The 6,904-nt window shown below is 62.3% G+C and carries 5 protein-coding genes and 1 tRNA gene; 3 read left to right on the top strand and 3 right to left on the bottom strand.

From position 1 onward, the window contains the following. Positions 1-198 (top strand): transposase (locus BMZ23_RS04145; RefSeq protein WP_143069551.1); only part of this gene is annotated, 198 nt, incomplete at its 5' end. 380 nt (positions 199-578) lie between these two features. Here BMZ23_RS04145 and BMZ23_RS04140 read toward each other — a convergent pair. Next, positions 579-655, bottom strand: a tRNA-Arg gene (locus BMZ23_RS04140). A 301-nt stretch (positions 656-956) separates the two neighbouring features. On the opposite strand from BMZ23_RS04140, the gene BMZ23_RS04130 reads away from it, so the two are divergent. Beyond that, positions 957-1,415: a c-type cytochrome gene (locus BMZ23_RS04130; protein ID WP_425431654.1), complete on the top strand. Its 459-nt coding sequence runs from the start codon at positions 957-959 to the stop codon at positions 1,413-1,415. 51 nt (positions 1,416-1,466) lie between these two features. Here BMZ23_RS04130 and rep read toward each other — a convergent pair whose 3' ends face one another. Then, positions 1,467-3,479 carry a DNA helicase Rep gene (gene rep / locus BMZ23_RS04125; RefSeq protein ID WP_093473087.1) on the bottom strand — a complete coding sequence of 671 codons (2,013 nt, stop codon included), beginning with the start codon at positions 3,477-3,479 and terminating at the stop codon, positions 1,467-1,469. Positions 3,480-3,684: 205 nt separating this feature from the next. Between rep and BMZ23_RS04120 the strand changes: the two genes are divergently transcribed. Beyond that, positions 3,685-5,364: a putative bifunctional diguanylate cyclase/phosphodiesterase gene (locus BMZ23_RS04120; protein ID WP_245748108.1), complete on the top strand. Its 1,680-nt coding sequence runs from the start codon at positions 3,685-3,687 to the stop codon at positions 5,362-5,364. Here BMZ23_RS04120 and BMZ23_RS04115 read toward each other — a convergent pair whose 3' ends face one another. Then, positions 5,365-6,870: a YifB family Mg chelatase-like AAA ATPase gene (locus tag BMZ23_RS04115; protein WP_093473084.1), complete on the bottom strand. Its 1,506-nt coding sequence runs from the start codon at positions 6,868-6,870 to the stop codon at positions 5,365-5,367. Between the last annotated feature and the right edge of the window lie 34 nt (positions 6,871-6,904).

Below are 6,904 nucleotides of genomic sequence, written 5' to 3'. Positions count from 1 at the left end.
ATTGAGCACTGCAAGGCGAGCATCCGCGCCAAGGTGGAACACCCGTTCCATGTGATCAAGAATCTGTTTGGCCACCGCAAGGTACGCTACCGGGGCATGGAGAAGAATCAGGCCCAGCTGTTCAGTCTGTTTGCGCTGGCCAATCTGGTATTGGCAAAGCGGTGTTATGCAACGACTGATGGGGTTATTGCGTCTTGAACCCCTGTAATGGGGTGAAAACAGGCCAAAATGGCCGGAATTGAAGGCGATTTTTGGGGCATTGTCGCCAAGAACAGGCTGGTTGCATCAAAAACTCAGTTGATCGGCGCGGGTGATGCGCAAATCTGATTTGATCAGCGTTTCCATAGGGCAGTACTCAAAAATCGACAGGCCTCCGCTGTGCAAAAAAATGCCTGGGCACAATCTGGGCACAGAGTGGGCACACGGCCAAATTGGCCTGTTTTCAGCGGCTGAGGGCAGATGTCATTCAGCAAGCGGCGAGAATCATGGACAGAAGCAAGCGAAGGTACAGGAAGACGACGCAGTAAGCCTGAGAAAAGTTGCTTGGGTTGGGTAACGTGCTGAAATTAAAGGAAAAATGGCGCACCCGACAGGATTCGAACCTGTGACCCCCGCCTTCGGAGGGCGGTACTCTATCCAGCTGAGCTACGGGTGCGTGGCGGTAAAACGTTCGTATTTTGACATCTTTTTGCACCTTGGCTCAATTCAATGAGTTCTGCCTTCGGAGGGCAGTACTCTATCCAGCTGAGCTACGGGTGCGTGGGGGTTGTGCGCCGGTTTTGTCTGCCCTGAAAAGGGGCGGGTGGCGGACAGCGGCACATGATACGCACTTGCCCGGGCTTCGTCCATGCCCTGAGGGTGCCGGTCGGTGTTTTGCCGCGGCGGCTTTGCCGGTATACTCGGCGGCATTGTCCGGCATGCCGGCATTATCCTGATGAGAATCCAGACCAAAGGTGATGATTGTGAAGAAACTTCTGCTGGCCACTGCGGCCGTTTTTGCTCTGAGCTCTGGTAGTGCGCTGGCAGCCGATGAGGCGGCGGCCATTGCCGAGCGCCTCAAGCCCTACGGCAGCGTGTGCGTGGCTGGCGATCCGTGCGCCGAGGTGGCTGCTGCAGCTGCAGCGCCGGCGGCAGCTGCGGTGGAGTCGGGTGGTGAGGCAGTTGCTGCGGCTGGCCGTCCGGCCGATGCTATCTACAAGCAGTTCTGCACTGTGTGCCACAGCATTGGTCTGGCCGGTGCGCCGGTAACCGGTGATACCGCTGCCTGGCAGACCCGCCTGGATGCCCAGGGTGGCATGGACGGTCTGGTTGCTTCCGGCAAGCGCGGCGTGGGTGGTATGCCGCCCATGGGTACCTGTGCCAACTGTACCGATGATGAAATGGCTGACGTGATCAAGTACATGTCCGGCCTGTAAGCCGCTTGTGCTGTAGTCAGGGCCGCCTTCGGGCGGCCTTGTCGTTTCTGCTCAGTCGTCGTGGCGTTTCAGCAGGCTGCGGATGTCGGCCAGTGCTTCGCGGCCACGCGCCTGTTTCTGTTCCGGCGGGGCATCGTCGCGGCCTTCCCATTCCAGGTCTTCCTGCGGCAGTTCATCGAGGAAACGGCTGGGCAGGCAGTCGATCACTTCGCCGAACTGGCGGCGCCGTGCGGCCAGGCTGAAGGTCAGGGTCTGGCGGGCGCGGGTGATACCGACGTAGGTCAGTCGGCGCTCTTCCTCGACGCTGTCGGCTTCGATGCTGGAGCGGTGCGGGAGGATTTCCTCTTCCATGCCCATGATGAAAACGTGCGGGTACTCCAGGCCCTTGGAGGCGTGCAGGGTCATCAGCTGGACGCGGTCGACGTCCTCTTCCTCTTCCTGGCGGTCGAGCATGTCGCGCAGTACCAGCCGGCTGATCGCGTCTTCGATGTTGCCGTCTTCTTCCTCGGCCTTTTCCAGACTGGTTTTCAGGGCGTCGATCAGGAACCAGACGTTGCCCATGCGCTTGGCGGCGATTTCGTCGCTGGAGCAGTTCTGTCGCAGCCAGTTCTCGTAGTCCAGGTCGATCACCAGGTCGCGCAGGGCGAGCATCGGCTCGTCGCCATAGCAGCGCTGGCGGATACCTTCCAGCCACTGGCCGAAGCGCTGCAGGCGTTCGCTGGTGCGCGCGTCCAGCTGTTGTTCTATGTCGTTTTCCAGGCAGGCGCGGAACAGACTGAGCTGGCGCTGGTCGGCAAAGCCGCTGAGTTTTTCCAGGGTGGCCGGGCCGATTTCCCGGCGCGGGACGTTGATCACACGCAGCAGGGCGTTGTCGTCGTCCGGATTCACCAGCAGGCGCAGGTAGGCCATGATGTCCTTGACCTCCTGGCGGCTGAAGAAGCTGGTGCCGCCGGAGATGTGGTAGGGCACCTGATGGTGCTGCAGTTTCATTTCAATCAGTCGTGACTGGTGGTTGCCACGGTAGAGGATGGCGAAGTCCTTCCAGGCGCGCTTGTGTCGCAGGTGCTGCAGCTGGATGTCGGTGGCGACGCGTTCGGCCTCGGCCTCTTCGTTGCGGCAGCGGATGACCCGGATCGGGTCGCCATAGCCCAGTTCGCTCCACAGCTGTTTTTCGAACACGTGCGGGTTGTTGGCGATCAGCGTGTTGGCGGCGCGCAGGATGCGGCTGGTGGAGCGGTAGTTCTGCTCCAGCATCACCACCTTGAGTGACGGGTAGTCCTGTTTCAGCTGAACCAGGTTTTCCGGGCGGGCTCCGCGCCAGGCGTAGATCGACTGATCGTCGTCACCGACCACGGTAAAGCGCGCCTGCTGGCCGACCAGCATCTGCACCAGCAGGTACTGGCTGGTGTTGGTGTCCTGGTACTCATCCACCAGCATATAGCGGATGCGGAACTGCCACTTCTCCAACACGTCCGGGTGATTGCGGAACAGCATCACCGGAATCAGGATCAGGTCATCGAAGTCGACCGCGTTGTAGGCCTTTAGCGTGCGCTGGTAGTGCTCGTAGAGTGTGGCGGCCAGTTGCTGGTCCGGGGTGCGGGCATTCAGCTGGGCCTGCTCGGGCAGGATCAGATCGTTTTTCCAGTTGGAGATGCAGTGCTGGATGCTGTCTGCCAGCTCGGCGTCGCCTTCGCCCTGCAGCAGGTCGCTGATCAGCGCCTTGGCGTCCTGCTGGTCGAAGATGGAAAAGCCTGGCTTGTAACCCAGGCGCTGGTGTTCCTTGCGGATGATGTTCAGGCCGAGGTTGTGGAAGGTGGAGACGGTCAGGCCACGGGCTTCGCTGCCGCGCAGCAGCAGGCCGACCCGCTCCTTCATTTCACGGGCGGCCTTGTTGGTGAAGGTGACTGCGACTATATGGCGCGCCTGTATGCCGCAGTCGCGTACCAGGTAGGCGATCTTGCGAGTAATTACGCTGGTTTTGCCGCTACCGGCACCGGCCAGTACCAGCAGGGGGCCGCTGATGTACTGCACGGCCTCCTGTTGGCGGGGGTTGAGCCTGGACACTTGAACTCTCCGCTGGAATGCCGGGCGATTCTAGCAGTTGTGCAGGATAACTTGCGCGGCGGTGGCTAAAGGCTAGTCTTGGTTGCAGGCTGTTTTTTGGATATAACACAGCCCTTGATACAAGGACTTGTGATGCATTGCTCAGCTGAGGTTGAGCTGCATTGCCGGTATTCTCCATCCATACGGACCAGACAAGGGGCCGCGTTTGACGGCTGAGCACAAGCTGCACCGCATTCTGCTGCTGGACAGCAACCGGGGAACCGCATCACAACTGATGCGTCGGCTTGAGTTGCTGTCACCCAACCCATTTTCGCTGGAGCCTGCGGCCAGTCTGGCCGAGGCGCTGGAGTTGCTCGAGGTGGAGCCATACGCAGCGGTAATGATGCGTCCCGAGTGGCTGGAGCAGTGGCCTCTGGATGATTTGCCGCGCATCAGTCTCGAGCCCTGGCCGACGCTGGGTCAACACAGCAGCGTGGCTGATGATTTTATCTGGGATCAGGCCGGGGGGCATGAGTTGCAGCGCTGTTTGCGCTATGCCATCGAGCGTCATGCATTGACCCGTGCCCTGCAACACGCAGCAAATATCGATGCACTGACCGGCTGCTGCAATCGCACGCTGTTCCGTTACCGGCTTGAGCAGGGAATGGAGCGCGGCCTGCGCAACAATCAGCCGCTGGCAGTGATGTGGCTGGATCTGGACGACTTCAAGCATGTCAATGACAGCCTGGGTCATCGCGCCGGCGATCGCATCATCTGTGACGTGGTGCGCCGCCTGCGCAGTATGCTGCGTACCACCGACACAATCGCGCGCATGGGCAGTGACGAGTTTGCCCTGCTGGTCGAGGATTACCGGGACGCTGCCAACCTGTTGCAGATCGCCAACAAGCTGATTCGCGGGCTGGCTGAACCCTACCATGTGGATGGCGAGAGTCTGTTGCTGGGCTGTAGCATGGGGGTGGCGACCTATCCCGAGGCTGGCAGCAGTGTCGACGGGTTGCTGCTGAATGCCACGCTGGCCATGCGCGAGGCCAAGCGTCAGCGCGGTTGCCAGTTCCACTTCTACAACGAACACATCAATCTGCAGGCAACCCGTTTGTTGCAGCTTGAAGCCGACTTGCGTCGGGCCATCCGTCGCAGCGAGCTGGAATTGCACTATCAGCCGCGGGTAGATATGCGCAGTGGCGAAATTGTCGGTGTCGAGTCGCTGGTGCGCTGGCGTCATCCCGATCGCGGGTTGCTGGGTCCCGGCGAGTTTATTCCGCTGGCCGAGCAGAGCGGTCTGATCGTGCCGATGGGCTACTGGGTGATTGCCCGGGCCTGTCACGATATGGCGCGCATGCGCCGGCAGGCCCTGCCGCAGATCCAGTTTGCCGTGAACCTGTCGTTCCGCCAGTTCCAGGACAGCCAGTTGCTGGCGACGGTGACCCGACTGATCGAGCGCACCGGTATTGATGCGCGCTGGCTGGAGTTCGAGCTGACCGAAACCGCGATCATGCAGAACCCGGAGCAGGTGCAGCAGACCATGCAGGGCATGAACAGTCTGGGGGTTCGCTTCTCGCTGGATGATTTCGGTACCGGGTTCTCATCCTTTGTGCACCTGCAAAGCCTGCCGATTGACCTGCTGAAGCTGGATCGCAGTTTTATCCAGTCGATCGAACAGAATCAGGCGGACCGTCAACTGGTCTCGGCGATGATCGACATGGGCCACCACCTGGGCCTGGAGGTGGTGGCCGAGGGGGTCGAGCTGCGGACCCAGATGGAGTTGCTGCAGAAGATGGATTGTGACCAGGTGCAGGGCTACTACATCAGTCCGGCGCTCGGTTACGACGAGCTGTGTCACTTTATCGACGCCTACAATACCGCTCGCGAGCACGTGCCGGCCTGATCAGCCGGCTGGCCGCCGGTCCAGCTGGCGGTATTGCAGGGCTTCAGCCAGCTCGCCGCGGCCTGCCTGTTCCACCCCGGCCATATCGGCCAGCGTGCGTGCCACCTTGAGCACCCGGTGACTGGCGCGGCGCGACAGTCCCAGCCGCTGCATACACTGTTCCAGCCAGGCGCTGTCAGCAGTCTGCGGCAGGCACCAGCGGCGCAACCCGTCCAGTGACAACTGTGCGTTAAGACAGCCCTGGCGCTGCAGCTGGCGTTGTCGTGCGCGGGCTACCAGCGCCGAGGCGGTGGCGCTGTCCGGGGTGCCCGGTTGTTGGTCCTGCAGGCTCAGTGGCTCATTGTGCATGCCCAGGTGCAGGTCGATACGGTCCAGCAGCGGGCCGGACAGGCGTTGGCGATAGCGTTCCACCTGCTCCGGGGTACAGCGGCAGCGCTGGCTGCTGTCGCCGTGGTAGCCGCAGGGGCAGGGGTTCATCGCAGCGATCAACTGGAAGCGGGCCGGGAAACTGATCTGCTCACGCGCCCGAGCAATGTGGATCTGTCCGGATTCCAGCGGTTCGCGCAGCATTTCCAGCACCTTGCGATCAAATTCCGGCAGCTCATCAAGAAATAGCACGCCGTTGTGCGCCTGGCTGATCTCGCCGGGGCGCGGCTGGCTGCCACCGCCGACCAGCGCAGCCGCCGAGGCGCTGTGGTGCGGCGCACGGAATGGCCGCAGCGGCCAGTGCTGCAGGCTGTGCTGGCCGCACACCGACTGGATGGCTGCCAGCTCCAGGGCTTCCTGCTCCTGCAGTGGCGGCAGGATGCCGGGCAGGCGGCTGGCCAGCAGGGTCTTGCCGGTACCCGGCGGGCCGAACAGCAGCAGGTTGTGCCCGCCACTGGCGGCTACCAGCAGGGCACGCTTGGCCTGCTGCTGACCCTGTACATCGGACAGGTCCGGATAGCTCGGTGCTGCCGCGCTGTGGTCGCTGACCTGGGTTTGCAGTGCCTGCTCGCCGCGCAGGTGGGCGCAGAGTTCGGCCAGGCTGCCGGCGGCGACTGTCTGTATGCCCTCAACCAGAGCTGCTTCGGCGGCATTCGCCGCCGGCAGCAGCAGGCGCCGGCCATTCTCGCGGCAGGCCAGTGCCGCCGGCAGCACACCCTGTACCGGACGCAGTTCGCCGGACAGCGCCAGTTCACCCAGACACTCGCAGTCGGCGAGCACATCGGCAGGTAGTTGCCCGCTGGCACACAGCAGGCCCAGGGCTATCGCCAGGTCGAAGCGTCCGCCTTCCTTGGGCAGATCGGCGGGGGCCAGATTGATGGTGATACGGCGCAGGCCTGGGAACTCCAGGCCGCTGGTCTGCAGGGCGCTGCGTACCCGGTCCTTACTTTCGCGCACGGCAGTTTCCGGCAGGCCAACCAGGGTCAGACCGGGCATGCCATTGGCCAGATGGACTTCAACGGTAACCGGGGGCGCCTGAATGCCCAGACGGGCACGGCTGTATACGATCGACAGACTCATGTCGCTTCCCTGCATCGAGGCCGGCGGACTTCCC

Source organism: Halopseudomonas yangmingensis (genome assembly GCF_900114825.1).
Lineage (GTDB): Bacteria > Pseudomonadota > Gammaproteobacteria > Pseudomonadales > Pseudomonadaceae > Halopseudomonas > Halopseudomonas yangmingensis.
This window is presented reverse-complemented; position numbering and strand designations above follow the sequence as displayed.